General features: G+C 62.9%; 27 protein-coding genes. 22 read left to right on the top strand and 5 right to left on the bottom strand.

What is annotated here, in order from left to right:
- Positions 1 to 101 precede the first annotated feature (101 nt).
- The 5 genes from V1290_RS14825 (at position 102) to V1290_RS14805 (ending at position 3,616) form a co-directional block, all read left to right on the top strand.
- Positions 102 to 470 carry a YciI family protein gene (locus tag V1290_RS14825; RefSeq protein ID WP_028349210.1) on the top strand — a complete coding sequence of 123 codons (369 nt, stop codon included), beginning with the start codon at positions 102 to 104 and terminating at the stop codon, positions 468 to 470.
- Positions 467 to 1,738, top strand: coding sequence for an RNA polymerase sigma factor (locus V1290_RS14820; protein ID WP_334365094.1), 1,272 nt, complete (start codon positions 467 to 469; stop codon positions 1,736 to 1,738). The genes V1290_RS14825 and V1290_RS14820 overlap by 4 nt, the downstream gene beginning before the upstream one ends.
- 318 nt (positions 1,739 to 2,056) lie before the next feature.
- Positions 2,057 to 2,470, top strand: a complete 414-nt coding sequence (locus V1290_RS14815) for a DoxX family protein (RefSeq protein WP_334365093.1) — start codon at positions 2,057 to 2,059, stop codon at positions 2,468 to 2,470.
- A gap of 32 nt (positions 2,471 to 2,502) precedes the next feature.
- Complete coding sequence (locus V1290_RS14810; protein WP_334365092.1) at positions 2,503 to 3,039, top strand: SRPBCC family protein; 537 nt, start codon at positions 2,503 to 2,505, stop codon at positions 3,037 to 3,039.
- A 163-nt stretch (positions 3,040 to 3,202) separates the two neighbouring features.
- On the top strand, positions 3,203 to 3,616 hold the full coding sequence (locus V1290_RS14805; RefSeq protein ID WP_334365091.1) for a VOC family protein: 414 nt from the start codon (positions 3,203 to 3,205) through the stop codon (positions 3,614 to 3,616).
- Between the two features lie 181 nt (positions 3,617 to 3,797).
- Here the strand turns inward: V1290_RS14805 and V1290_RS14800 are convergent, their stop codons facing one another.
- Positions 3,798 to 4,235 (bottom strand): hypothetical protein, encoded by a 438-nt coding sequence (locus V1290_RS14800; RefSeq protein WP_442893678.1) that lies wholly within the window; start codon positions 4,233 to 4,235, stop codon positions 3,798 to 3,800.
- A gap of 269 nt (positions 4,236 to 4,504) precedes the next feature.
- On the opposite strand from V1290_RS14800, the gene V1290_RS14795 reads away from it, so the two are divergent.
- On the top strand, positions 4,505 to 4,729 hold the full coding sequence (locus tag V1290_RS14795; protein WP_334365090.1) for a hypothetical protein: 225 nt from the start codon (positions 4,505 to 4,507) through the stop codon (positions 4,727 to 4,729).
- Positions 4,730 to 4,761: 32 nt separating this feature from the next.
- Here the strand turns inward: V1290_RS14795 and V1290_RS14790 are convergent, their stop codons facing one another.
- The 3 genes from V1290_RS14790 to V1290_RS14780 form a co-directional block, all read right to left on the bottom strand.
- Positions 4,762 to 5,550 carry an SDR family NAD(P)-dependent oxidoreductase gene (locus V1290_RS14790; protein ID WP_334365089.1) on the bottom strand — a complete coding sequence of 263 codons (789 nt, stop codon included), beginning with the start codon at positions 5,548 to 5,550 and terminating at the stop codon, positions 4,762 to 4,764.
- Between the two features lie 162 nt (positions 5,551 to 5,712).
- On the bottom strand, positions 5,713 to 7,398 hold the full coding sequence (locus V1290_RS14785) for a methyl-accepting chemotaxis protein (protein WP_334365088.1): 1,686 nt from the start codon (positions 7,396 to 7,398) through the stop codon (positions 5,713 to 5,715).
- Between the two features lie 209 nt (positions 7,399 to 7,607).
- Positions 7,608 to 8,105 (bottom strand): winged helix-turn-helix transcriptional regulator, encoded by a 498-nt coding sequence (locus tag V1290_RS14780; protein ID WP_334365087.1) that lies wholly within the window; start codon positions 8,103 to 8,105, stop codon positions 7,608 to 7,610.
- A gap of 115 nt (positions 8,106 to 8,220) precedes the next feature.
- Here V1290_RS14780 and V1290_RS14775 point away from each other — a divergent pair, with 115 nt between their 5' ends.
- The 12 genes from V1290_RS14775 to V1290_RS14720 all read left to right on the top strand — a co-directional run bounded on the left by V1290_RS14775 (position 8,221) and on the right by V1290_RS14720 (position 19,945).
- On the top strand, positions 8,221 to 8,766 hold the full coding sequence (locus V1290_RS14775) for a dihydrofolate reductase family protein (protein ID WP_334365086.1): 546 nt from the start codon (positions 8,221 to 8,223) through the stop codon (positions 8,764 to 8,766).
- A 54-nt stretch (positions 8,767 to 8,820) separates the two neighbouring features.
- Positions 8,821 to 9,474 carry a glutathione S-transferase family protein gene (locus tag V1290_RS14770; protein WP_334365085.1) on the top strand — a complete coding sequence of 218 codons (654 nt, stop codon included), beginning with the start codon at positions 8,821 to 8,823 and terminating at the stop codon, positions 9,472 to 9,474.
- A gap of 11 nt (positions 9,475 to 9,485) precedes the next feature.
- Positions 9,486 to 9,944 carry a nuclear transport factor 2 family protein gene (locus V1290_RS14765; RefSeq protein WP_334365084.1) on the top strand — a complete coding sequence of 153 codons (459 nt, stop codon included), beginning with the start codon at positions 9,486 to 9,488 and terminating at the stop codon, positions 9,942 to 9,944.
- Entirely contained in the window at positions 9,886 to 11,094 is a 1,209-nt protein-coding gene (locus V1290_RS14760; protein ID WP_334365083.1) for a serine hydrolase domain-containing protein, read from the top strand. Before V1290_RS14765 ends, V1290_RS14760 begins: the two co-directional genes overlap by 59 nt.
- A 132-nt stretch (positions 11,095 to 11,226) precedes the next feature.
- Positions 11,227 to 11,643, top strand: coding sequence for a YciI family protein (locus V1290_RS14755; RefSeq protein WP_334365082.1), 417 nt, complete (start codon positions 11,227 to 11,229; stop codon positions 11,641 to 11,643).
- A 153-nt stretch (positions 11,644 to 11,796) separates the two neighbouring features.
- A complete protein-coding gene (locus V1290_RS14750) occupies positions 11,797 to 12,222 on the top strand; it encodes a YciI family protein (RefSeq protein WP_334365081.1) in 426 nt (141 codons plus the stop codon).
- An 80-nt stretch (positions 12,223 to 12,302) separates the two neighbouring features.
- Positions 12,303 to 12,668 (top strand): hypothetical protein, encoded by a 366-nt coding sequence (locus tag V1290_RS14745; RefSeq protein WP_334365080.1) that lies wholly within the window; start codon positions 12,303 to 12,305, stop codon positions 12,666 to 12,668.
- Positions 12,669 to 12,788: 120 nt separating this feature from the next.
- Positions 12,789 to 13,514 carry a TetR/AcrR family transcriptional regulator gene (locus tag V1290_RS14740; RefSeq protein WP_334365079.1) on the top strand — a complete coding sequence of 242 codons (726 nt, stop codon included), beginning with the start codon at positions 12,789 to 12,791 and terminating at the stop codon, positions 13,512 to 13,514.
- A 108-nt stretch (positions 13,515 to 13,622) separates the two neighbouring features.
- Complete coding sequence (locus V1290_RS14735; protein ID WP_334365078.1) at positions 13,623 to 14,108, top strand: DUF2852 domain-containing protein; 486 nt, start codon at positions 13,623 to 13,625, stop codon at positions 14,106 to 14,108.
- A 637-nt stretch (positions 14,109 to 14,745) separates the two neighbouring features.
- Positions 14,746 to 16,401, top strand: a complete 1,656-nt coding sequence (locus V1290_RS14730) for an efflux RND transporter periplasmic adaptor subunit (protein WP_334365077.1) — start codon at positions 14,746 to 14,748, stop codon at positions 16,399 to 16,401.
- Between the two features lie 14 nt (positions 16,402 to 16,415).
- Positions 16,416 to 19,544 carry an efflux RND transporter permease subunit gene (locus V1290_RS14725; RefSeq protein ID WP_334365075.1) on the top strand — a complete coding sequence of 1,043 codons (3,129 nt, stop codon included), beginning with the start codon at positions 16,416 to 16,418 and terminating at the stop codon, positions 19,542 to 19,544.
- Between the two features lie 26 nt (positions 19,545 to 19,570).
- Complete coding sequence (locus V1290_RS14720) at positions 19,571 to 19,945, top strand: hypothetical protein (protein ID WP_334365074.1); 375 nt, start codon at positions 19,571 to 19,573, stop codon at positions 19,943 to 19,945.
- A gap of 110 nt (positions 19,946 to 20,055) precedes the next feature.
- Here the strand turns inward: V1290_RS14720 and V1290_RS14715 are convergent, their stop codons facing one another.
- A complete protein-coding gene (locus V1290_RS14715) occupies positions 20,056 to 20,949 on the bottom strand; it encodes a ferritin-like domain-containing protein (RefSeq protein ID WP_334365073.1) in 894 nt (297 codons plus the stop codon).
- 806 nt (positions 20,950 to 21,755) lie between these two features.
- Here V1290_RS14715 and tolQ point away from each other — a divergent pair.
- From tolQ to tolB, 4 genes are all read left to right on the top strand, one after another.
- Entirely contained in the window at positions 21,756 to 22,469 is a 714-nt protein-coding gene (gene tolQ / locus V1290_RS14710) for a protein TolQ (RefSeq protein WP_028351338.1), read from the top strand.
- 37 nt (positions 22,470 to 22,506) lie between these two features.
- Positions 22,507 to 22,983, top strand: a complete 477-nt coding sequence (locus tag V1290_RS14705; RefSeq protein WP_065743115.1) for a biopolymer transporter ExbD — start codon at positions 22,507 to 22,509, stop codon at positions 22,981 to 22,983.
- A 53-nt stretch (positions 22,984 to 23,036) separates the two neighbouring features.
- Positions 23,037 to 23,960 (top strand): cell envelope integrity protein TolA, encoded by a 924-nt coding sequence (locus tag V1290_RS14700; RefSeq protein WP_334369034.1) that lies wholly within the window; start codon positions 23,037 to 23,039, stop codon positions 23,958 to 23,960.
- Between the two features lie 71 nt (positions 23,961 to 24,031).
- Entirely contained in the window at positions 24,032 to 25,363 is a 1,332-nt protein-coding gene (gene tolB / locus V1290_RS14695) for a Tol-Pal system beta propeller repeat protein TolB (RefSeq protein ID WP_334369033.1), read from the top strand.
- Positions 25,364 to 25,398 lie beyond the last annotated feature (35 nt).

Genomic DNA, 25,398 nt, shown 5'->3' with positions numbered 1-25,398 from the left:
GTCCCTGACGGCAGGCAGGGCATTTTCAAAATTTCTTCGACGCGCCTGTCGGCTCCGGGCATAATCGTTCGTCATCAAGACAACGGAGATGCTTGAGCCTCATGCTGTACGCCATTCTTTGCTATCACGATGAAGACACCGTCGGTTCCTGGACCAAGGAACAGGACGCCGCGGTCATGAAGAAATTGTCCGTTGTGCAGGACAAATTGACCAAACAGGGCCGGCTCGGCCCGGTCGCGCGTCTGTTGCCGACCACGGCGGCGACCACGCTGCGCAAGGACGATCCGCCGCTGGTGCTGGACGGCCCCTATGCCGAAACCAAGGAACAGTTGCTCGGCTTCTATCTCGTCGACTGCAAGGACCTCGACGAGGCGCTCGGCGTCGCCCGCGATCTCGGCGCGGCCAATCCCGGCGGCGCCTACGAGATCCGTCCCGTCGGCCACTTCACGGCGGGGAGCGTGCAGCCATGACCGATACTGCCTGGATCGATGCCGCACTGACTTCGGCTCGCCCCCAGGCGGTCGGCGCGCTGCTGCGCTATTTCCGTAACCTCGATACCGCCGAGGAAGCTTTTCAGAACGCCTGCCTGCGCGCGCTGAAGAGCTGGCCGCAAAACGGCCCGCCGCGCGATCCGGCGGCGTGGCTGATCATGGTCGGGCGCAATGTCGCGATCGACGACATCAGGCGCGGCAGGAAGCAGACGGCGCTGCCCGAGGATGAGGCGATCTCCGACCTCGACGACGCCGAGGAGGAGCTTGCCGAGCGGCTCGACGGCTCGCATTACCGCGACGACATCCTGCGGCTGTTGTTCATCTGCTGCCATCCGGACCTGCCGGCGACGCAGCAGATCGCGCTCGCGCTGCGCATCGTCTCGGGTCTCACGGTGAAGCAGATCGCGCGCGCCTTCCTGGTCTCGGAAGCCGCGATGGAGCAGCGCATCACGCGGGCGAAGGCGCGCGTCGCCGATGCCAACGTGCCGTTCGAAACGCCGGGCGCAGCGGAGCGCTCCGAGCGCCTCGCCTCCGTCGCCGCCATGATCTACCTGATTTTCAACGAGGGCTACTCGGCCTCTGGCGACACCGCCGAGATTCGCGCACCTTTGTGCGAGGAGGCCATTCGCCTGGCGCGGCTGCTGCTGCGGTTGTTCCAGAGCGAGCCCGAGATCATGGGGTTGACCGCGCTGTTGCTGCTGCAGCATGCGCGGGCAGATGCGCGGTTCGATGCCGATGGCGCCGTGATCCTGCTCGACGACCAGGACCGTTCGAAATGGAACAAGGCTCTGATCGCCGAGGGGCTGGCGCTGATCGACAAGGCGATGCGCCATCGCCGCAGTGGCCCCTATCAGGTCCAGGCCGCGATCGCCGCCCTGCATGCCCGCGCCGAGAAGCCCGAGGATACCGACTGGACCCAGATCGACCTGCTCTATGGCGCGCTGGAGATCATGCAGCCGTCGCCGGTGGTGACCTTGAACCGCGCGGTCGCGGTGTCCAAGGTGAAAGGGCCGGAAGCCGCGCTCGACATGATCGAGCCCTTGGCGGCGCGACTGTCGAACTATTTTCATTTCTTCGGCGTGCGCGGCGCCTTCCTGATGCAGCTCGGCCGCAACGACGAGGCCCGCGTGGCCTTCGACCGCGCCATCGCGCTCGCCAACACCTCGGCCGAAGCCGCCCACATCCGCATGCACCTCGACCGCCTGCAGCGCGACAGCCAGCCCCGCGGCAAGAAGGCCGGGAAGTAAGCTCTTCCTCTTATCCTCCCCTGGAGGGGGAGGATCGGTTCGCATGAAATGCGAACCGAGGTGGGGTGACGGTCTCTCCGCATCCAACAGAGCCCGAGTTGAGAGATCACCCCACCCCGTTTCGCATTTCGCTGCGCTACATGCGAACCGACCCTACCCTTCCAGGGGAGGGTGATGCACACCGCGAGCAATGATCATGCCGGGACTAGCCCGGGGCATTACGGCGTCCTTGTCGAAAAATTTCGCTCACCCTGTCGGTTTCCGCTACCCCCGTTCGTCTTGAATCCGAGCAGCCATTCAAGACAACGGGGACCGATCATGACCGTCATCGCCGAGACCGCGCCTGTCTCAAACCCGGCACGCTGGACGGGCCGCATCCTCTCCGGCCTCGTCATCCTGTTCCTTCTGATCGACGGCGCCATCAAGCTGGTGCCGTGGCCGGTCGTCACCGAAACCATGGACCGAATGGGTTACGGTTCGAGCGACGCGCTGATGCGCGGCCTCGGCGCCATCACCATCGTCTGCACCGTGCTCTACGCCATTCCGCCGACCTCGATCCTAGGGGCCATCCTGCTCACCGGCTATCTCGGCGGCGCGATCGCTTCGCATGTGCGGATCGATAGCCCCCTGCTTACGCACACGCTGTTCGGGCTCTATCTCGGCCTGATGCTGTGGGGCGGGCTGTGGCTGCGCGACAAGAACCTGCGCAGCTTGATCCCCCTTCGCCGCTGATTAGCTTCAACCGATTGTTCACGGAGCTCGACATGCTGGAAGTCATTACCGTTATCGCCGCCATATTGGCGATTGCCGTCGCCATCGTGCTCATTCTCGCCGCGACCAAGCCGAATACGTTACGGGTACAGCGCGCGATCAGCATCAAGGCGCCGGCGGAAAGGATATTTCCGCTGATCTCCGACTTTCAGCAGTGGCGGAGCTGGTCGCCCTACGAGCAGAAGGACCCGGCGATGAAGCGCACCTATAGCGGTGCGGAGCGCGGCAAGGGTGCCGTCTATGCCTGGGACGGCGACAAGAATGTCGGTTCCGGCCGCATGGAAATTCTCGAGGCCGCGGCGCCGCAGAAAATCGTCATCAAGCTCGATTTCTTCAAGCCGTTCGAAGGCCACAACACCGCCGAGTTCACAATGCTGCCGCAGGGCGATGGCACCCATGTCACATGGCTGATGCATGGTCCGGCGAACTTCATGTCGAGGCTGATCCAGGTGTTCATGAACCTGGATCGCATGATCGGCAGGGATTTCGAAGCTGGTCTCGCCAATCTGAAGACGCTCACCGAAAAATGAGTGTTGCCGCGCTCGTGTCCCGGACGCGGCGCACCGCGAAGTGGTGCGCTGCAGAGCCGGGACCCAATTGATGGACCCCGGAACAGCAGCGCATCGCCAACGCGCTGCACTTCATCCGGGGAACGCCGCGGACGCGACTGATCGACAACCAAAGGAGCCACCGATGCAGGTCAATCCCTATCTGTTTTACAACGGCAATTGCGAGGAAGCGCTGAACTATTATCAGAAGGTGTTGGGCGCTCGGATCGAAGCGAAGATGCCGTATGGCGAGGGGCCCGCCGACATGCCGGTCCCGGCGGACTGGAAAACCAAGATCATGCATGCCCGCATCACCATCGACGGCGAAGTGCTGATGGCCTCCGACGCGACGCCCGGCGATTACCATCAGCCGCAGGGCATGTCGGTTGCGCTGGCGGTCGAAGATCCCGCCGACGCCGAACGCCGCTTCAATGCGCTCGCCGAGGGCGGCACGATCAGGATGCCGTTCGGCAAGACCTTCTTCTCCAACGGCTTCGGCATGTGTGTCGACAAGTTCGGCATTCCCTGGATGGTGAACTGCCCCAAGGAAGATATGTGAGCGCAAATTCGTAGCCGTAGGGTGGGCAAAGCCAACGGGTCGCGCGAACGCGCGCCCAGCGACGAGCGCAAGGGCGCTCGCGGAGTGATGACAGGCTCCGCGTGCCCACCATTCGCGCCACAAGGAAGATGGTGGGCACGGCGCGAAGTGCGCCTTAGCCCACCCTACACAGCGACGAATCCTATCTGCACCTTGGATAGATCGCCGCCAGGTCACGCCCGCGCAGCAGCAACATCCGCGACGTCAGTCCACCGTGCCGGCTGATCCAATCCCGCACCTGGTCGGGATAGGCTGCCTGCACCGCGCGCGAGGCTTCCGGCTCGGCATAGATCCGGCCGCGGCCGTCGATCGAGCGCGCGGCGTGGAATCCGAGGACTGCCCGGCGCGTCACGCAGATGCGCTCGGCCGGCACCGTCATCAGCACCAGCGTGCAGGCGGACAGGCATGGCCCGTCGATCACCACCCGCTCCCCGGTCTCGCGCACGCGATCGAACAGTTCGAGAAACGGCCCGACCTGTCCGCCGGGACTGGCGAGAATGCGAATCTCGGCCCGCACCGGCATAATTGCCGCCAACAGCGCGGCGGCGACAACGATGAGCTTGATGACCGCCATTCCCATGTGCAGCTCCTCCGTCAGCACTGCCCCCGGCCCAGTTACGCTGGGACATGTGGCAAGGTTTGGTCAAGCGTCCGCGTCGGAGACCCCCGGGCCCGGTAAGGTTGCCAACCCCGGCGTGGCAGGTGAGTGCGGCGCGCGCCAGCAGGATCCATGGTAACAAGGCGGCGGTGTCCACCGTAGCTTCACGAGCCACGCGGAACCGGGCTTACGGTCGCCGAGAAGCGCAGCGCTGCTTATCGAAATTGCCGCGCAGCCCAGCGGAACGAACTGTGCAGCCCTTCGTTGTGGACCGCATGGATCATTTCTTTCTCAGCATTATCTGTGCGGGCATTTTATTGCTCGTGACGGCGTTCGCACTGGGAACGCCGAGTATGCGAGCGGATGTTCCACTGGAAAGGACGGTGTTGCTGCATCGCGGCGCGCTGAACAATGATCTGCCTCCTCGATCCAGCAATGACGGGCCGCCAGCCAAGGTCATTCGTACTGGGCTCTGATCCGCACTCCAAGCAACACAGCCACCGAGGAACTACCCGTTCCGCCGCTGGCCCCGCAGCGTCGGCAGACCGATGCCGGCGGCATCAAAACCGCCATCGACTGCGAGGATCTGCCCGGTGATGTAGCTCGCGCGATCGCTGCACAAGAAAAAGATCGCTTCCGCCAGTTCCTCTTCGAGGCCATACCGGTTGAGCGGAATGGCGTCGTGATAGTCGGCGCGGATTTCCGGCGTGTGGACCTGCTTTGCCATCGCGGTCTCGACCGGGCCGGGCGCTACGGCGTTGACGCGAATGCCGAGTGAAGCGAGTTCTACGGCTAGCTGCTTTGTCAGATGCGCGAGCCCCGCCTTGCTGGTGCCGTAGGCCGAGCGCAGCGTGGAGGCGCGCACTGCCGAGATTGACGTGACGTTGACGATCGCGCCGCCGCCATGTTCGCGCATCAAGGACGCCGCCGCCTTGGTGCACAGGAATGGGCCGGTGAGGTTGACCTGCAGGATGCGGTTCCAGTCGTCATCCGAGGTGTCGAGCAGCGGCGCGAACACCGCGATCCCGGCATTGTTGACCAGCGCGTCGAGCCGGCCGAAACGCTCGCTCACCGCCGCCACAGCGTTCGCCACCGCCTTGCCGTCGGAGACGTCGCAATGCAGCGCCAGCGTATTGTCGGGGTCGGCGAGGCCTTCGACCGCGCCGCGCAGCAATTCGCCTTCGATGTCGAGCAGCGCTACCTGCCAGCCCTCGGCGAGAAAGCGTTTCGCCGTCGCAAGCCCGATGCCGCGCGCGGCGCCGGTGACGAGAGCAACTTTTTGCGGGGAGGGGGGCATGGGCGGGTCCGTTTGCGAGAGAGAAGATTTCCCGCTCCTATAACCCAGCCCCCGTCGCATGTCCCGGCGACAGTGATGCAGACTTCAGCGCTGCCGGCTGAGCCCGGCATAGCAATCCGGTACGGGCGGCTGTCCCGTACCTGACGCATTCGATGATGGTATCTAGCCGCCCGCGCGCTGCGCGATCGCCTTCGCTTCCGCGGCGGCGCGCTGCATGTTGGCCGACATCTCGCCGGTCACCGTGCTCTGCTCCTCGACTGCGGCCGCGGTGGCGGTGACATATTCGCTGACGCCCTGGATCGCACTCTTGATGCTGTCGAGCGCGCCGACGACGTCGCCGGAGATGCCGTTGAGATTGCTGATCTCCTGGCCGATCTTGTCGGTCGCCTGCTTGGCCTGGGTGGCGAGGTTCTTGACCTCGGAAGCCACCACGGCAAAGCCGCGTCCGGCCTCGCCGGCGCGCGCCGATTCGATCGTCGCATTGAGCGCCAAGAGGTTGATCTGGCCGGTGATGTTGCCGATCAGCTCCACGATGCCGCTCATCGCCTGCGCCGCTTCGTTCAGCCGCTGCGCCTGGGCGTCGGCCGCCTCGACCCGCCCGACCGCGGTCGCCGCCGTCTCGCGCGACTTGGTCATGGCTTCGGAGATTTCCCGGACCGAGGCGTTCAGTTCCTCGGCGCCTGCCGCCACCGATTCCATCATGCCGCGCACGCGCTCGTTGCCCATCCGGACCAGCACCTGCGCGGTGGTGTCGGTGGCGTATTTCACCACCTTGAACGGCTTGCCGTTGAGGTCGAGGATCGGATTGTAGGACGCCTGGATCCAGACCTCCTTGCCGTTCTTGCCGATCCGCTTGTATTCGGCCGCCTGATATTCCCCGCGGTTGAGCGCCGCCCAGAATTCACGATAGGCCGCGCTGTCGCGCTCCGTCTGCTCGACGAACATGCTGTGGTGCCGGCCGCGGATCTCGTCCAGCGCGTAACCGACTGTCCGGAGGAAGTTCTGGTTGGCGCCGATGATGGTACCGTCCATCTTGAACTCGATCACGGCCTGCGCCTTGCCGATGGCGGCAATCTGGCCGGCGAGATCGGCGGTCGAAAGTTTCTGGCTGGTGATATCGGTGGCGAATTTCACCACCCGGAACGGCTTGCCCTTCTCATCGAGCACGGGGTTGTAGGAGGCGAGAATCCAGACTTCCTTCCCGCCCTTGCCGATCCGCTTGTACTCGGCCTGTTGGCTTTCGCCGCGGTTGAGGCCCGCCCAGAACTGCCGGTAGGCGGCGCTGTCGCGCTCCGACGGACCGACGAACATGCTGTGATGCTTGCCCTTGATTTCGGCGAGCGCGTAGCCCATCGCTTTCAGGAAGTTGTCATTGGCGGTGATGACGGTGCCGTCCATCTCGAACGCAATGACCGCCTGCGTACGGTTTATCGCGGCGACCTGGCTGGCATCCTCCATGCTCTTGATCTTGCGGGCAGTGATGTCGGTCGCGAATTTCACGATCTTGCAGGGTTTGCCGCTGCCGTCGAGCACGGGGTTGTAGGTCGCCTGGATCCAGACTTCCTTACCGCCCTTGCCGATCCGCCTGTATTCGGCGGCCTGGTATTCGCCGCGCTTGAGCGCTGTCCAGAAGTCGCGATACGCTTGGCTGTCGCGCTGCGACGGATCGACGAACATGCTGTGATGCTTGCCCTTGATTTCGCCGAGCGAGTAGCCGAGGGCCTTGAGGAAATTGTTGTTGGCGGTGAGAATCGTGCCGTCCATGCCGAACTCGATAACGGCCTGCGAGCGGCCGAGAGCGTCGGCAAGCGCTTTGTCTGTCGAGGAGCTCTTGAGAAATTGAAACACCGTAGGCCTCATTGCATGGGTAAATGACGAGGCTGCTGGTTAATGCCGCCGAGCCCCCTTGTCCGAGCCACGTTTGATCAAATGAAAAAAGAATGCGTTAACGATATTCTCCGTAAGATGACGGATAGCATCGCGACGTAATGCTGATCTTAGGGAATGTTCCCCCGCGCGACGCCCGCGCCGAGGAGCATGCGGCCGGGGACCCTTGGCTATCTTCCGTTCACGACGCTTTCATACGCTGCCTGCAGTCGCTCACCGACCGAAGGACCGCTACGCCTGCGCCGTTTGGCGCCGAGATGGCTCTCGCGCAACTCGTCCATGAATTCGGCCCACATTTTCGGTCCGCCCTCGCTGAGCAGCCGTGCGCGGATGCCGAGTTCCTCGGTGACGGGTAGATATTTGTAACCCCAGGCCGCCATCTGCGCGAGAACGGGCAAGAGCTCGATGCCTTGCTCCGTCAGCGAATAGATTCCCTTCTGCTTGTGCGTGGGATCGTCCTCGCGGGTGATGATGCCCTGCTCAAGCAGGGTCTTCAGCCGGTCGGCGAGGATGTTGGAGGAGATGCCTTCCTCCGATTTGGTCAGAAGCTCGCGAAAATGCCGCCGGTTGCCGAACATCATGTCGCGGATGATCAAAAGGCTCCATTTGTCGCCGAGCACTTCCAGCGAAAGATTGATCGGGCAGCCGGAGCGCTGGGCATCGGTCATGGTCGTCTCCAAAGGCGGGCACCAAGGCACCCTCAAAAAACTGCTTGCAATATTGCACCAGTTCGGTCATCCTGCAACCAGTTGCAATTCGCAATCAGTTTAGGGAGAGATCGCAATGGCGAACTTGATCATGTGGAACCTGATGACGCTGGACGGCTTCGTTGAAGGCCCGAACCGCGACATTTCCTGGCATTCCGACGTCTGGGGCGAGGAGCTGGAGCAATTGTCGATCGAGCAGATGACCGCCGCCGGCGGATTGCTGTTCGGCCGCGTCACCTATGAGCTGATGGCGGGCCACTGGCCGAGCGCGACAGGCAAGGTTGCCGACTTCATGAATGCCGCGCCGAAATATGTCTTCTCGCGCACGGTGAAGAAATCCGATTGGAACAACACCCAGGTGTTCAGCGCCGATGTGCCGGAGACCGTCGCACGGCTGAAGCGCGACAGCGCCAAGGACATTTTTCTGTTCGGCAGCGCCGATCTCGCCAGCAGCCTGATCCCGCATGGGCTGATCGACGAGTTCCGTATCGCGGTAAGCCCTGTCATCCTCGGCGGCGGAACGCCGCTGTTCAAGCCGGGCGAAAAGGTCAAGCTGAAGCTGCTCGACAGCCGGCCGTTGTCGACCGGCATCGTGATCCTGCGCTACGTGCCGGCGCCATAAATGTCGGCATCACCAGACGCGGATCGTCTTGCAAACGGCAAACCGGAGTTTTCCATGTCGCTGACGCTGCACTTCCACCCGCTGGCCTCGTTCTGCTGGAAGGCGCTGATCGCGCTCTACGAGAACGACATTCCGTTCCGGCCGAATCTCGTCGATCTCGGCAATCCGGCCGAGCGCGCCGCGCTGCTGAAGCTGTGGGGGATCGGCAAGTTCCCGGTGCTGCGCGACGATGCACGGGATCAGACCGTGCCGGAATCCAGCATCATCGTCGAATATCTCGATTCATACTATCGCGGCCGCGCCCGGCTTATTCCCGACGATCCCGTCCGCGCCTTGCAGACCCGGCTGCGCGACCGCTTCTACGATCTCTATGTGCATCTGCCGATGCAGAAGATCGTGACGGACCGGCTGCGGCCCGAGGGCAAGCGGGACCCGTACGGCGTCGAGGAGGCGCGGGCGCAGTTGCACATTTCCTATGCCATGATCGAGCAGCAGATGGAGAACGGCGGCTGGGCGATGGGCCAGGATTTCAGCCTCGCCGATTGCGCGGCAGTGCCGTCATTGTTCTACGGCAACATGGCGGTGCCGTTCGGCGAAGCGCAGAAAAACCTCAGCGCCTATCTCGAACGGCTGAAAGTGCGCCCCTCCGTCGCGCGTGTGTTGAAGGAGGCCGAGCCGTATTTCCAGATGGTGCCCAAAGAGCCCTAAAGGAGCGCTGAATGGCCGAAGCAAACAAGGCGGAGACGATCCGCAAGATCTTCGCAGCTTATCTGTCCAACGATCGCCAATTCGTCGAGAATGCCTTCAGCGAGGATTTCCGCTTCACCAGTCCGTTCGATGACAACGTCGATAAGGCGACCTATTTCGCGCGCTGCTGGCAGAACAGCGACTGGATCGAACGGCACGAGCTGGAGCGGATTCTCGTCGACGGCGATCAAGCCTTTGTGACCTACCGCTGCACGGCCAAGGGCGGAAAGAGCTTCCGCAATACCGAATTCTTCGTGTTCGACGGCGACAAGGTAAAGCGCATCGATGTCTATTTCGGCGCGGCCTACCAGGATGGCAGGCCGGATCGTCGTGGCGGAGAGGCCGGTTGCAATTCCGAGAGGAGCATAAGCCATGCCGACAAATTCAAATGCCGGTGGACTGTCGAGATCGCGGCTCGGCCGTTTGCATGAGGTCCTCTCGGGGCATGTCGAGCACGGCGGTGTTCCCGGCCTGGTGGCGCTGGTCAGCCGCCGCGGCGAAATTCATGTCGATGCCATGGGAAGCATGGCGATCGGCGGCACGCCGATGCAGCGCGACAGCATCTTTCGCATCGCTTCCATGACAAAGCCGGTGACGGCGGCGGCCGCGATGATCCTGGTCGAGGAATGCAAATTGCGGCTCGATGACCCGGTCGATGCCTTTCTGCCGGAATTGGCCGACCGCAAGGTGCTGCGTGCGATCGACGCAGCCATCGACGATACGATGCCGGCGAAGCGCGCCATCACGCTGCGCGATCTCCTGACCTTCCGGCTCGGCCTTGGCATGATCCCGATATTTCCCGATCGCTATCCGATCCAGAAGGCGATTGCGGAAGCGGGCTTTGCGCCTGGGCCGGTGTTTCCCTCGTTTCCACCGGACGAATTGATGCGCCGCTACGGCACGCTGCCGCTGATCTATCAGCCCGGCGAGCGCTGGCTCTACAACAGCGGCAGCGAAATCCTCTCCGTGCTGATCGCGCGCGTCGCGGGCATGAGCCTTGCAAATTTCCTGGGCGATCGCATCTTCGCGCCGCTCGGCATGAAAGACACCGGCTTCCACGTGCCCGAGGAAAAGCGCGCCCGGCTCACGACCGCCTATGCGCGCGATCAAGCGAGCGGCGAATTGAAAGTGTTCGATGATCCTGCCACCGGCAAATATGCAAGCCCGCCGGTGTTCGAGAATGGCGCCGCCGGATTGGTGTCGACTGCCGACGATTTCAACGCGTTTGCCCAGATGCTGCTGAATGGTGGCCGGCTCGGCAGGGAACGCATTCTGTCGCGTCCGTCGGTTGAACTGATGACGAGCGATCAACTCACCTCCGAGCAAAAGCAGGGTTCCGAACTCTTTTTCGGCGACAACAGCGGCTGGGGTTTTGGCGTCTCGGTCTTCACCCGGCGTGACGATCTCGCTCATACGCCCGGCCGTTTCGGCTGGTACGGCGGCTACGGCACGTCCTGGTATTCCGACCCCAGCGAAGGCCTCACCGGGATCGTCCTGACCCAGCGAATGCTGGAATCGCCGCAGCCGCCGCGGGTAATGACCGACTTCTGGACCTCGGCCTATCAGGCGATCGACGATTGACCGGCCGGCTGGTCAAATTACTTCCGAAATAATTTTGCAGGACATGTCGGCGGCGTAAAAGCCCGCTCGTCTTGTTGACGAAGGCCGACGCGGCAAGTGGCTGGCCCAAGAAGATCAATACGGAGAATGACGATGCGATTCATGGTGATTGTGAAGGCAAACAAGGATTCGGAAGCAGGCGTGATGCCGACTACGGAACAACTGGCGGCGATGGGCAAATTCAACGAGGAGTTGGTCCAGGCGGGCATGATGGAAGCGGGCGAGGGCCTGCATCCGACCTCGAATGGTGCGCGGATCAGGTATGCAGGCGGGCAGGGCAGTGCCAGCCGCGGTCCGTTCCCGCACTCGGGTGATCTCGTCGCCGGCTTCTGGCTGATCAACGCCAAATCGCTCGATGAAGCGATCGGCTGGATGAAGCGCGCGCCGTTCGGCGATGGAGACGAGGTCGAGATCCGCCAGGTGTTTTCGACCGAGGATTTCGGCGAAGCCCTCACGCCTGAACTTCGCGAGCAGGAAGAGCGGCTGCGGGCGCAGACTGCGAAGAAATAATTCTCCCGTCATTCCGGGCGATGCGAACCATCGAACTATGGTGCGCCATTGCGCACCTGAGAATCCAAGGATTCCCCGATCTGCAATTGCACATCTGAGGTCTGGTCCTTCGGACCATCCCGGAATGACCACACCCGAACAAGGACACCCACCATGCGATTCATGATGCTGATGATCCCCTTGGGCTATGAGACCGCGCCGCCGGACGTTCAGCTCGACCCTGAACGGGTCAAGGCGATGATGAAATACAACGAGGCGCTGAAGGAGGCCGGCGTGCTGATCGCGCTCGACGGGTTGCATCCGCCCTCGATGGGTGCGCGGGTCTCCTTCGCCACCGGCAAGCCCGTCGTTACCGACGGCCCGTTCACGGAGGCCAAGGAAGTGCTCGGCGGCTACTGGATGATCAACGTGAAGTCGCGCGAGGAGGCGATCGAGTGGGCGAAGAAGTGCCCGGCGTCCGAAAACGAGATCATCGAAATCCGCCAGGTGCAGGAAATCGGTGATTTCTCGGAGGAAGTGCAGCAGGCCGCCAAAGGCTTCGAGGAGCTGCAGAAGGGAAATGCGCACAAGGCGCGGTGAACCTGGAGTAACTGGGCTCCGCGCGCCGTCAAGTCGACAGGCCTATCGCAATCCGTCAACCGCAAGGGAGGAGAAACCTCATGAGCACCAACGATACGTTCCTCGCCGTCTTCCTCGGCAGCAAGACCAGTGCGAAAATGGCGGCCTGGAATGCGCTGCCGGAGGCTGAGCGGCGCGCCAGGGAGCAGCAGGGAATAGCGGCATGGAAGGCCTGGGTCGAAAAGCACCAGGCGGCGCTCGTCGCCATGGGCGGCCCGCTCGGCAAGACCAAGAAGGTCGATTCAAACGGTATTGCCGACGTCGCCAACGAGATGGGCGCCTTCACGGTGGTGTGCGCCGGCTCGCATGAGGACGCCGCAAAGATGTTCGAGAACCACCCGCACTTTACGATCTTTCCCGGCGAGCGCGTGGAGATCATGCCGGTCCTTCCGATCCCGGGCGGTTAGACCGGGGCGGCTGGAATCGTCGGAATTTGCGCCGCCCGTACGCCGTTAATCTTGATGAACACCAGTTAACGGCCTCAAATTAAGTGACCTTTACGGCCACCTCATGTAAAAGCCTTTAACATGAGCTGGCAAAAGGACCGCCGCGGCGAGCGTGGCTACCATCACGGCAATCTGAAAGAGGCATTGCTGCAGGCGGCGCTCGACCTGATTACGCAAAAGGGCCCGGCCGGCTTCACCTTTGCGGACGCCGCACGCATGGCCGGCGTCAGTCCGGCCGCGCCCTACCGCCATTTTCGCGACCGCGACGAATTGCTGTCCTCGATCGCGCAGCGCGGCTTCGAGCAGTTTGAGGCGCTGCTGACGCAGGCCTGGGACGACGGCCGCCCCGACACGGTCACGGCGTTCGAGCGGGTCGGCAAGGCCTATCTCGCCTTCGCGCGCAACGAGCCGGCGTTCTATTCGGCGATGTTCGAATCCGGGATTCCAGTCGATTCCAACCCGACATTGATGGCTGCGAGCGAGCGCGCATTCGCCATTATCCGCGCTGCCGCCGAGCGGCTGGCGGCGATGACGCCGCCCGGAACGCCGCGGCCGCCGGCGATGATGATGGCGCTGCATATCTGGTCGATGTCGCACGGCATAGCCTCGCTGTTCGGCCGCGGCGACGCCGCGCGCCGCAAATTGCCGATGTCGCCGGAAGAACTGTTGGAAGCGGAAGTGCTGATTTATCTGCGCGGCCTCGGCTTCCCGACCGACCGCCGGCCGTCAGACCAGAAACCGTCCGGCCCGCCGCCGGTGCCGCCGGAAGGTGGCGCGCCCTCAGGCCCTTGGGGAACCCGCAAATAATTTTTCGAAGGTGCGTCCAGCCGCGCGCTTGACAAAAACGCGGGATGGTTTAGGTATGTAAATGTTATTTACATTCACAACGGCGTGATCGCCGTCATGGAGAGGGAAATGGCCTACACCGCAGATGTCAATCGATGGCGCGGTCCGACGGAACAGACCTATCGACCGCATATGCTTGAGAGCCCCTGGCACCCCGGCTGGATCGTGGTGACTATCCTCGGCTTCATCATCTGGTGGCCGATCGGGCTTGCCCTTCTCTTTTTCACACTAGGGAGCAGAAAAATGGGTTGCTGGAGCCACGGAGACCGCTGGCAGAACAAGATGGAGCGGATGCAGTACAAGATGGACCGGATGCGCGACCGCATGGAGCGCCGCGGCTTTGGCGGCTTCGGCTTCGGCCCGCCGTCCAGCGGCAACCGCGCCTTCGACGAGTACCGCATGGAAACCCTGCGCCGGCTCGAGGAAGAGCAAGTCGAATTCAAGAATTTCCTCGAGCGTCTGCGCCACGCCAAGGACAAGGAAGAGTTCGACGCCTTCATGGCGCAGCACAAGCAGCGCCCGACCCCGCCGAACGACCAGCCGCAGCAGGGCTGAGCTCGAAATGCGCATTCAGCCGCGGGCGTGATGCCCCCATGACGCCTGACGGCGGATACAACCGCCCATCTGCGAGAAGCAGGTGGGCGGTTTGTTTTGCATGGACGGCAACCTTGAAACGCTGTAACTGCGGCGGCGTTCGTCCTATAATCGGCAAATGATGTTCCTTGGAATGATGCAGCGAATGCTCGGAATGGCGGTCGTCTTGGCCGTGCTTTCGTTCGTTCCGTCTGCAGCCAAGGCCCATTCTGGTCATCAACATCATGCCGCGCATCACGCGAGTGTTGCATCCATTGCGACGGCAAGCACCCATCACCAGGCCACTCTCTCCGCCGCGGCGGAGGCGAAGCTGGACCAGGATGGAGATCAAGCGTCCCCGGAAAGACCCTGCATGGGCGGGTGCTGCTCCTCGGCCTTCGGCTCGTGTTGCCCTTCGGGACTTCCCAGTGCATCGCTGTTCATTCCTTATCTGCAGAAAATCTCGCGCTTAGGTTTTCCGCCGTCGCAGGCGGGGGTACGCCGCACCCCGGAATCTTTCGAGCGTCCTCCCAGAACGTCCCTCTGAGTGCTGAATCCGCGTGAGCGCGCCCGCGTGTGGCGCTTCTCGCGGCACGAATCTCGAGTGAGGACGACTGCCATGTTTCGAAAGTTTCGGCGCATCTCGCGCGCCATCGCCTTTGCCGTTGTTGCGACCTGCGCCACGCCAACGGCTGCACCGGCCCATGAAGGCCATGACCACGCCGATGAGCCGCCGGCGAGCGTCAGTGCGGCGCCGCGCGGCGAAGCCGCCTCCGCAGAATTTGAGCTGGTTGCGGTCGCTCGCGGCGACGCCATCGATATCTATGTGGACCGTTTCGCGACCAATGAGCCGGTCACCGGCGCCAGCCTGGTCGTTGAGACGCCTGCCGGGCCTGCCACGCCGAGCGAGCAGCCGGATGGCGCCTATCGGCTGGCGGCGCCCTGGCTCGCCAAGGGCGGCCGAACCGATCTTGTCGTTTCGATCTCGGCCAGGGACCTGACCGACATCCTGCCGGTAAGCATCGAAACGCCACCGCAGACATCTGCATCGCGGGTTGCGCAGGCCGGATCGTCAGCCGACCTGCGCACGGCTCTGCATGTCGGTGGCGGATTTGTTGCGGGTCTTCTTGTCGCGGCGGTTGCCCTGCGCCGCCGCCGCGCGGCCATTGTCGCCCTGGCTTGCATGGCACTCGCCGGCAGCGTGCAGCAAGGCCGGGCGCATGAAGGCCACGGTCACGAGGAGGAAAAGGGGCAGGTCGCGATCAGGGCAAATTCGGAGGAACGTGCCCAACGTCTTTCGGATGGCACGGTGTTCGTTCCGAAGTCCGTCCAGCGCATCTTTGCCCTGCGCTCGCTGGTGACGGAGAAGGCGCGTCATCCCAAGGTCGCCGAGCTTCCCGGTCGTATCATTCCGGACCCCGCCGCCAGCGGTTACGTGCAGTCTTCCGTCGGTGGTCGGCTGTCGGCGTCGACGGGCGGCTTTCCCCGGCTCGGCACCCGCGTGAAGCAGGGGGATATTCTGGGCTACGTCACGCCGCCTTTGCAAGCCATCGATCTGTCCGACATGCGCCAGCGGCAGGGTGAACTGGATCAGCAAATCTCGATCGTCGAGCGGCGCGTGGCGCGCTACGAGCAGCTCGCGGCGGGCGGTGCCGTGTCCCGAACACAGCTCGAAGAGGCCCGCCTTGAACTCGAAGGGTTGCGCGACCGCCGCGCCTCGATCGAGAAGGCCCGTCGCGAACCCGAAGCGCTCGTCGCTCCGGTGGCCGGCGTGATCGCGGAAGGCACTGCGGTCGCCGGACAGATCGTGCAGCCGAGTTCGATCGTCTTCAACATCGTCGATCCGTCGCGCCTGTGGGTCGAAGCATTGAGCTTTGAGACCATCGAAGGCGCAACGAGCGCGCGCGCCACGACCTATTCGGGCCGGAGCCTCGACCTTGAATATCGCGGCGCCGGCTTTGCCGACCGCAGCCAGTCGGTACCGGTGCATTTTTCCATCGTCGGCGATACCGCCGGCTTGAGGGCGGGGCAGTTCCTGACCGTTCTTGTCCCGACGCGGGAAGAGAAAGAAGGAATCGCGGTCCCGCGTACCAGCCTTGTCCGCGGCTCGAACGGCCAGGACTTCGTCTATGAGCATGTCGGGCCCGAGCGGTTCGCGCCGAGGAGCGTGCGCGCGGAGCCGCTCGACGGCGAGAACGTGCTGATCATGTCGGGCGTTGCCGCCGGCAAGCGAATCGTCTCGCAAGGAGCCGAGCTCCTTGAACACGTACGCTGAAGGGAGGCGTCTTGATGTTTTCGCTTCTCGTCAGCGCCTCGCTCCGCAACCGGCTTTTCGTGCTCGCCTTGGCCGGCCTGCTCGTGGTTCTCGGCGCCCACACCGCCCGACAACTCCCCGTGGACGTATTTCCTGATCTTAACCGCCCGACGGTCACGATCATGACGGAGTCCGAAGGCTATGCGCCGCCCGAGGTCGAGCAGCTCATCACATTTCCGATCGAAACCCAGATGAACGGCGTTCCCGGCGTCAGCCGCGTTCGTTCGGTTTCGGGAATCGGGCTTTCGATCGTCTACGTCGAGTTCGACTGGGGAACGGATATCTACCGCAACCGGCAGCTCGTGGCCGAGCGTCTGGCACGGGTTCAAAGTCAGCTTCCCCTCAATGTCACCTCGCAGATCGCCCCGATCAGCTCGATCATGGGGCAGATCCTTCTCGTGGCCGTGACCTCGAATACGGCATCGCCCATGGAAGTGCGCGAGGTCGCCGACTTCACGATCCGTCCGCGCCTGCTCGCCATCCCCGGCGTCGCACAGGTGATCCCGATCGGCGGGGAAGTCAGGCAATACCGGATTGCGCCGCAGCCTTCGGCGTTGCGAGCGCTTTCGGTGAGCTATGAACAGCTTGAGCTTGCGCTCGCCCAGTTCGGAACCAATACCGGCGGCGGCTTCACCGACCAGAACACCCGCGAGTACCTGATCCGGAATATCGGACGGACGACAAGCCTGGAGGATCTGCGAAGCATCGTCGTGGCCACCATCGACGGCAGGCCGGTCTACATGCGTCAGGTCGCGGATGTCGACTTCGCGCCCAAGATAAAGCGCGGCGATGCCGGGTATATGAGCAAGCCCGCCGTCATTGTCTCGGTCGAAAAGCAACCCGGCATCGATACCGTGCGGTTGACGGGTCAGATCGAGCAGGCGCTTTCCGAACTCGCGCCGTCGCTTCCGTTCGGCATCAAGGCCGACGAGGTCGTCTTTCGCCAGGCGGACTTCATCGAGAATTCGCTCGGTAATGTCGGCCGGGTTCTGATTGAGGCGGCCATCGTCGTTTCGGTGATCCTGTTCGCATTCCTTCTCAATTGGCGCACCACGGCCATCTCGCTCACGGCCATCCCCGTATCGATCCTGACCACGGCGATCGTTTTCAAGCTTCTTGGTCTGTCGATCAATACGATGACGCTCGGCGGACTTGCGATTGCCATCGGCGAGCTTGTCGACGACGCGGTGGTCGATGTCGAAAATATCTTTCGGCGGCTGCGGGAAAACAGGGAGCAGGGCAATTCGCGGAGCGTGTTCGACGTCGTCGTTGCCGCCTCCAGCGAAGTCCGTTCCGGCATCGTTTATGCGACGACGATCATCGTGCTGGTGTTCGTGCCGTTGTTCGCGCTCTCCGGCGTCGAAGGGCGGCTGTTCGCCCCGCTCGGCCAAGCCTACATCATTTCCATTCTCGCAAGCCTTGTGGTGTCGATCACGCTCACGCCGGTCATGGCCTATTACCTGCTGCCGGGTGCCAAACGCATGGCGGAGGGCGAAGGCTGGCTGGTGCGACAGCTCAAGCGCATCAACCGCGCCGCACTTGATGCGGCCTTCGTCCGCGGGAAGCTTCTGCTGGCGCTGACCTTGATCGCGGTAGCGGCGGCGGGATGGGGCGCGTTCCAGCTCAAGCGCGCCTTTCTGCCGGCATTCAACGAAGGCACGTTCACCATCAACCTCGCCTTCAATCCCGGCGTTTCGCTGGCAGAATCCAACCGCGTCGGCGCAATCGCCGAACGGCTGCTGCTGGACGTCCCGGAGGTGATCAGCGTGGGCCGGAGGACTGGCCGCGCTGAGCTGGACGAGCATGCGGAAGGCGTGCATTCCTCCGACCTTGAGGTCGCGTTGAAGCATTCGGATCGTGCGAAGGCGGACATCGTTGCCGACATACGTTCGCGCCTCGCTGTCCTGCCGCTATCCGCCAACGTCGGACAGCCGATCTCGCACCGGCTCGATCACCTGCTCTCCGGTGTCCGGGCAGAGATCGCCTTGAAACTGTTCGGCGAGGATCTCGACACCCTGCGCGGTACCGCCGAGGAAATCCGGAGCCGGATCGCCGGTCTGCCCGGTATCAAGGACCTCCAGGTCGAAAAGCAGGTGCGAATTCCGCAGCTTGAAATCCGCGTCAACTATACCCGCGCCGCGCTTTACGGGGTTCAGCCGGGCGCGGTTGTCGAGCAATTGTCGCGGCTGTCAAGCGGCCGCGTGATATCGCGCGTCGTCGACGGCTATCGCCGCTTCGACGTTGTCATGCGCCTGCCGGACCGTCTGCGAACCACGGAAAAGCTCGGCGATCTCCTGATCAAGACGCCGACCGGATGGATACCGGCGCGGCAGATCGCCGATATCACGGAGACCGACGGACCCAATCAGATTTTGCGGGAAAACGGACGGCGGCGCATCGTCATCCTCGCAAATTCCGACGCCAAGGCCGACATGGCCAAGCTGGTCGAGGGAATTCGCGGCGAGCTGCAAGCGGCGAAACTGCCATCGGGCGTGACCGCAAGCCTCGAAGGAACCTTCCAGGCGCAGGAAGAAGCGAGCCGGACCATCGGCATTCTCGCGCTCATCTCGCTCTCTCTGATCTTCTCGATCCTGTACAGCCGCTATCGGTCCGCGGTGCTGGCGCTGATCATCATGGGCGGCATTCCGCTCGCCTTGATCGGATCGGTTGCCGCGTTGGCCATCACGGATCAGCCGCTCTCGGTTGCGAGCCTGGTCGGCTTTGTCACGCTCACCGGCATCGCCGCGCGCAACGGCATCCTCAAGATCAGCCACTATATCAATCTGGCGCTGCACGACGGCATGGCGTTCGGGAAGGAGCTGGTCGTCCGGGGAAGCCTCGAACGGATGACACCGGTCCTGATGACGGCGCTGTCGGCGGGGGTGGCGCTGGTGCCGCTCCTGATCGGCGCCGATGAATCGGGCAAGGAGATTCTCCATCCCGTTGCGGTGACGATCTTCGGGGGCCTCGTCAGCGCGACACTGCTCGATACCGTCGTGACGCCGGTGCTGTTCCTGTGGTTCGGGAAAAAGCCGCTTGCGCGTTTGTTGCAGCGGCAGGCCGACGACACGGGCAAACGAACCGCTCCGGCTCACTCCTACTGACGCAACGCGGAAAAGGAAGAATTCACATGAGACACACAAGCGTTGTCGTTCGTTTTGCGCTTCTGATTGCCTTGATGGCCTCGCCAGCCGCGGCTCACTCATCGAAGGGGCCGCATGGCGGGCGCCTTGCTGAAGCAAAACCTTATCACGCCGAACTCGTGACCAAGGGCGATAGTATTGAAATCTTCATCAGCGACGCCGACGAAAAGCCGATGAATGCCGCCGGCTTCAAAGGCGTCGCCATCTTTCAGGTTGGCGGCAGGGCGGAAAGGATCGAACTACGGCCGGGCGAGTCGGGCGCGCTTGCAGGAAAGGCCGGTTCGCCACTTCAGCAAACCGTCAAGGGCGCGGTTCAGCTCACCGGGCCGGACGGAAAAACGACGAACGCGCGTTTCGACTAATCTCGTTTGCCGGTCATGGCTGGGCTTGCTTGCCCGGCCATGACGAACGGCAGGTGCTGACGCCTGGTTTTCCGTAGTTGCGACCCGTTGCTTTGCCAACCTGCGAACCGTCAGGTGCTCCTGAGCTCTCCGTTCATTCCATTGGGATAGAACCCGCCCTTGCTGACGCCGGCCTTGTCGGTCAGATAGACGATACGCAGCACCTCCTGCGGCGTGCGATGGAAGGCGATCGCGTCGGGGTTCGAAGGCACGAAGTTGGCTTTGCCGTCGACCCTGATCCCCTCGTCTTCTTTTTCGGGTGTCCCGTCAATCTTATCCCGTGCATCCGAGATTGCGTTGGCGGCGTCCCATGCCTTCTCGCCCATCATGTAGAGCTGGGAGCGCGCCATTCCCATGTGGTAGGCCTCAACAGCAAGTATCCCCGCCGCAGCCTCCACGAATTCCTTTTTCTTGAGCAGGGGAGCCGCGCCCGTATAGGCAGTCACGCCGACGTCCTCGAACAGCATGCCGCCGAGCAGGACCGACATGTCATCGGCAAAGGGATCGAAATCGGCAGGCAATCCGGCTGCCTGAGCAGCAGCCTTGAAGCCGGCGTCGAAGTCGATCGCTGGTCTTGAAATGGCGCTTCGACCAAGCGTCTTGCGATAGAAGCGAACGTGGGCCAGTTCGTTCTCCGCCGTCTCTTCAATGAACTCGCGGATCGCTTTCTCTTTGAATTGGGCCTCGTGGCCGCCCACCACCCTGCCGGCATCCATACCGGCATCGGTATCGCTGATGCCCTTGCCGGTCGTTGCACGCAGATAGAACTCGGCTTCCATATATTCGAGGTTCAGCGCGAAGGTGAAAATGTCCTCGTCGTCGATCGCTGCTCCCTTCTTGCCGATCCCAACGCCCGTGGTCTCGCGCTTCTGCTGGGCATAGGCAGGTGGAATAAGCAGTCCTGCGAGTCCTGCGACGGATAGGCCGGCGATCGATTGCCGGCGGGAAATGCGCAATGCATCCATGGCGTAGCCTCCTCCGTTCTGGATCGAGGGGCCGCGCCACTCGCTGTTCAGCGCTATTGAGGGCGCTCATGGCGCGACCTCGGTACCCAGCCAGTGCTGGGGCGGTACAACGTTAGGCGGCAGGTCGCGTTCCAAGCGAGCTCGAAACCAGGCAGGCACGACGTCGTGAGGCCGCTGAGCCATGCTTGGCCTGTGCATGCAAGAGTGGACAAAGGCGCGAATGCGCCATGGGCAAATCACTTCTGATCTCTTTGAAATTGAGTCCGAAAGCTCTTCCGTCGTCCCTGCGAACGCAGGGACCCATAACCACCGGCGGCAATTGGTTTTGCGAGGTCTTTGTCATCTGGTCCTTTCCAATAATAGCGGCCGCGGAGTATGGGTCCCTGCGTTCGCATGCGTTCGCAGGGACGACGGCAAATTCCTTGTTCTCTCGCCCTGAAGGAGCCGCGGAGCGGCCGTCTCGAAGAGCGAAGCCACCGGCCGGCACGACCTATCCGGGCCTGGAACTCGGACCCCAGAGCCCCGTAACCGCCCGGCCGCACTGGACTTCCGGCAGTGGAATTCCCTATTGGTAACCGAAAGTTAACTAAGCTTAGCGTCTGGTTAGGGACGGAATGACGCGCTGGCAGCCCTCGTTTTGACATGTTGGCAGGGGAAGCAATGCCCGGCTTTCGGCGGGCCCCCCATGCGACAGGAAACAGGCTCTCGCGCTGGCGCAAATCGCCGCGCCCGACGCGCGGCTGTGAAACCGGCGGCCATTTGCTCCCGGAGGAATTAGGGACACTTGCGTTGAGAGGATACTGCTCATGAATCCCGCCGACGTGGCTCCGTCAGCTCTGCCGCTCGTCTCGGCCGACGTGTCGCTGATCGCGTTATTCTGGCAGGCCCACTGGGTCGTGAAGTCGGTCATGCTGGGCCTGCTCGCCTGCTCGGTCTGGGTCTGGGCGATCGCGATCGACAAGATTTTCCTCTATTCGCGCACCAAGCGCGCGATGGACCGCTTCGAACAGGCGTTCTGGTCGGGACAGTCGATCGAGGAGCTCTATCGCGCGCTTTCGGCGAAACCGACGCAATCGATGGCGGCGTGCTTCGTCGCCGCCATGCGCGAGTGGAAGCGCTCGTTCGAGAGCCAGTCGCGCTCCTTTGCCGGATTGCAGATGCGGATCGAGAAGGTGATGAACGTCTCGATCGCCCGCGAGGTCGAGCGGCTGGAGCGGCGGCTTCTGGTGCTGGCAACGGTCGGCTCCGCCGGCCCGTTCGTCGGCCTGTTCGGAACCGTCTGGGGCATCATGTCAAGCTTCCAGTCGATCGCGGCCTCGAAAAACACCTCGCTCGCGGTCGTTGCGCCCGGCATCGCGGAGGCGCTGTTTGCGACCGCTATCGGTCTTATCGCCGCCATCCCGGCGACGATTTTCTACAATAAGTTCACGTCCGAGGTGAACCGGCAGGCGCAGCGGCTGGAAGGTTTTGCCGACGAGTTTTCAGCCATCCTGTCCCGCCAGATCGACGAGCGGGCGTGAGGGCGGCCAATGACGAGCGCATCGTGAGATCAAGATCATGGCGATGAACATGGCAGGTTCGGCCGGAGGCGGTGGTGGCCGTCGCGGCCGGCGTCGTGCCGCGGTGATGGCGGAGATCAACGTCACGCCGATGGTCGACGTGATGCTGGTGCTGCTCATCATCTTCATGGTGGCGGCGCCGTTGATGACCTCGACCATCGATATCGATCTGCCCGTCGCCGGCGGCGGCAAGCAACTGCAGGCCAACGCGCCGCCGCTGACGCTGTCGGTCAAGCGCACCGGCGGTGCCTGCAATTCCAACGTCGAGCTTTATCTCGGGGACACGCTGATTCCGGCCAATGAGCTCCTGCCCAAGATAACGGCGATCAAGGAGACCCGGTCGGAGGCCGAGAGGGTGGTATACCTGCGGGGGGACAAGGACGTCTGTTACACGGATATGATGAAATTATTGGGGTATATTCGGACGGCAGGGTTCAAGGCGAATATCGTCATCGTGCCGGAGCAGGGCTCCTGAGCCATGCAGCGGCGCGCGGTGATTGACGGCGGAGCGGAAAAGCGCAGGTGAAGATCAAGGTCGACAAGACGGTGATGGCGTCGGTTGCCCTGCACGTCCTCGTGCTGGGGTGGGTGATGCTGTCGTTCTCGACCAAAGCGCTCGAAATGCCGCCGGAAGAGTCGGTGGCTGTCGATGTCGTTTCGTCCGACCAGCTTGCCAAGGTGATGGCGGGCATGAAGACCGGCAAGAAGGAAAACCCGAAGCCGCTGGTCGAGAAGGTCGCCGAAGCCAAGCCGGTCGATGACGCCGTCGGCAAGGTCACCGAGAAAGCGCCTGTCGTGACCGAGACCGCGGCGCCTCCGCAGCCGAAGGTCGAGGAGAAGCCGGTCGAGAAGAAACCCGATCCGCCAAAGGTCGTCGAGAAGCCGAAGGAAGAGCCGAAGCAGGTCGAGAAAAAGCCCGATCCGCCGAAGGTCGATCCGATCGGCGACACCCTCAAGAAGGAAGAGAAGAAGCCGCCGCCCAAGCCGGTGCAGGCCGCCAAGCCGCCGGAGCCGCAGAAGCAGAGAATCGTGGAACGGCACTTCGATCAGAACCAGATCGCGGCCCTGCTCGACAAGCGTGATCCGTCGCGTCAGGCCACGACCGGCGACACGTTGAATTCCAATGCGGCCCTCGGCACGGCCAAGGGCGCAGCTGCGGATAATTCCGCAACCTGGGGTTCGATGTTCCAGCGGCAGGTCGAGCGCTGCTGGAAGAAGCCCTATGGCGGGATAGAATCGCAGAAGCCTGAAGTCGCGTTTGCTATCCGTCTGAAGCGCGACGGCACGCTTGAGGGCGCGCCGGTTCCGGAAGGCGTTCCGGCGACGCCGTTCCTGCGGGTCTATCAGGAGAGCGCGTTACGCGCGATCATCGAATGCCAGCCGTACAAGCTGCCGGCGGCGTTTTATGAGGAATGGAAATACTTCGCGCCGGTGTTCAAAGAAAAAGTCTGATTGCGCTCGCCCGTTGGCGATCACACATGAGCAAGATCGAAGCGATGACTGACAAAGATGGATTGCCAAAAATGCCGTTCCGCCTGAACCGCCGGCAGATCATTACCGGAATGGCTGCGCTTGGCGCGGTCGCCGGCGGTCGCAATGCCTTCGCACAGGCGCCGAAGCGGATCCCCATCCCTGAAGGTGAGTTCGTTCCGCTGCCGATCGCGATTCCGAATTTCGTGGCGGGCACGCCCGGCGATGCCGAGGTTGGCGTCGGCGTGGCGCAGGTCATCACCAACAATCTCAAGCGCAGCGGGCTGTTCGCGCCGATCGATCAGGCTGCTCATATCGAGCGCATCACCAACATCGACACTGCGCCGCAATTCCAGAGCTGGAAGCAGATCAACGCGCAGGCGCTGGTGACGGGCCGGATGACGCGGCAGGGCGATGGCCGCCTGAAAGCGGAATTTCGCCTCTGGGACATCAACACCAACCAGCAGCTCACCGGCCAGCAATACTTCACCTCGCCGGAATACTGGCGGCGGATCGCGCACATCATCTCCGACCAGATCTACGAACGCATGACCGGCGAGAAGGGCTATTTCGACAGCCGCGTCGTCTTCGTCGACGAGACCGGATCGAAAGAGCGCCGCGTCAAGCGGCTGGCACTGATGGATCAGGACGGCGCCAATGTCCGATATCTCACCAGGGGCTCCGACCTGGTGCTGACGCCGCGCTTCTCGCCGTCTACGCAAGAGATCACCTACATGGAGTTCGGCCAGGGCGATCCGCGCGTCTATTTGTTCAACGTCGAGACCGGGCAGCGCGAGATCGTCGGCAATTTCCCCGGCATGTCGTTCTCGCCGCGGTTCTCGCCGGACGGCCAGCGCATCATCATGAGCCTGCAGCAGGGCGGCAACTCCAATCTCTTCGTGATGGATTTGCGTTCGAAATCGACGACGCGTCTGACCGATACGCCGGCGATCGACACCTCGCCGTCCTATTCGCCTGACGGCAGCCGGATCTGCTTCGAATCCGATCGCGGCGGCAAGCCGCAGATCTACGTGATGCCGGCCACCGGCGGTGGGGCGCAGCGCATTTCGTTTGGCGAGGGCAGCTATTCGACGCCGGTGTGGTCGCCGCGCGGCGACTACATCGCCTTCACCAAGCAGGGCGGCGGCGCGTTTGCCATCGGCATCATGAAGACCGACGGCTCGGGCGAACGCATTCTTACCTCCGGCTTCCACAACGAAGGTCCGACCTTTTCGCCGAATGGCCGGGTCGTCATGTTCTTCCGCGATCCCGGTGGCAGCGGCGGGCCGTCGCTGTACACGGTCGATATCTCCGGTCGCAACGAATTGCGCGTACCAACGCCCGGTTTCGCCTCCGACCCGGCGTGGTCTCCGCTGCTGTCATAATGGAACCGGGCCGCGCGGACGACCTGTCATTGATC

The organism is Bradyrhizobium sp. AZCC 1578 (genome assembly GCF_036924675.1).
GTDB lineage: Bacteria > Pseudomonadota > Alphaproteobacteria > Rhizobiales > Xanthobacteraceae > Bradyrhizobium.
This window is presented reverse-complemented; position numbering and strand designations above follow the sequence as displayed.